1 protein-coding gene is annotated in these 908 nt (G+C 32.9%); it reads left to right on the top strand.

Going from position 1 to position 908, the window contains the following annotated elements; translation table 11 throughout:
• Positions 1-223 precede the first annotated feature (223 nt).
• Positions 224-748, top strand: coding sequence for a zinc ribbon domain-containing protein (locus tag ND811_RS19410; RefSeq protein WP_265353630.1), 525 nt, complete (start codon positions 224-226; stop codon positions 746-748).
• Positions 749-908 lie beyond the last annotated feature (160 nt).

The following is a 908-nucleotide window of genomic DNA, read 5'->3' as shown; positions in this document are numbered from 1 at the left end:
CTAGTTCGTTATGCGTAATGGCTTAAATATGTAAGATTTCAAAAAATTCAACTAAAATAGATTTTAAGAAAAATGAAAAATATCTATTCGTTGGAAGAATTGAATTTCTACGAATTTCAAATAATACAAGTTTTTAAAGGATAAAGATTCTTTTACTTTTTGACACTAATAAAATTGTCTGATATTTCCTTGATAATTTTCCTATTAAGATTTGATTTATGATATGAATGACGAAAAATTCTATGAACTAAATGCTATATCTGAAAATATTCATACAAAATTTGAAAATCTAAAAGAAAAAGGCGAAATAGAAAATATCGAATATTTAATTAAGAATCTTCTAAAAAAACTTCCAGAAAAATATTCTATTGAATTCAGCTTCAATTTAAGTATATTTGATTCTGAAAGAGAAAAATCAATTGAAATGTTACGTGTTGGAATTAATGGTCTTGGTAATACCGCTGAAACATATAAATTCAGTGAATCGTATAAATTTAATCGATATTTAGTTCAAGGCCACATTGTTGAAATTCCTCATAATCATTGTCCTAATTGCTGGAGCGAGTGGGATTTTAAATATTTGGGAAGCTCATGTTCTGATTGTGGCGTAACATTAGGTAAAGAAGTTAAATTATTAATCGATTCAAATGAATGTCCAAATTGTGAGAGCGGAAAAATTTCACCAAAAAAACCTCACTGCGATAACTGCGATTTTATAGCAGAAGATGATTTGGTCATTTGGGGATAAAGCCACTACGCATAACAGCGACTTACCGCTACGCTTCGGCACAAGGCCTCGCTCGGCCTCCGGCAAATTCCCCTTCTGGCATTCGCCTTGCTTACGCAAGCTACATGCCAGTCCCTAACGTCCCGTCACCGGGACTCAGGGTCGGGGAACTTCGGTAAGT

Origin of the sequence: Leptospira soteropolitanensis, assembly GCF_026151655.1 — a bacterium.
Classification (GTDB): domain Bacteria; phylum Spirochaetota; class Leptospiria; order Leptospirales; family Leptospiraceae; genus Leptospira_A; species Leptospira_A soteropolitanensis.
Note: the sequence above shows the minus strand (reverse complement) of the source record. Positions and strands in the feature narration are given on the sequence as shown.

What these genes read in the sequence shown, in the direction of transcription:
- ND811_RS19410 (WP_265353630.1), top strand. Translation starts at nt 224, where the DNA reads ATGAATGACGAAAAATTCTATGAACTAAATGCTATATCTGAAAATATT.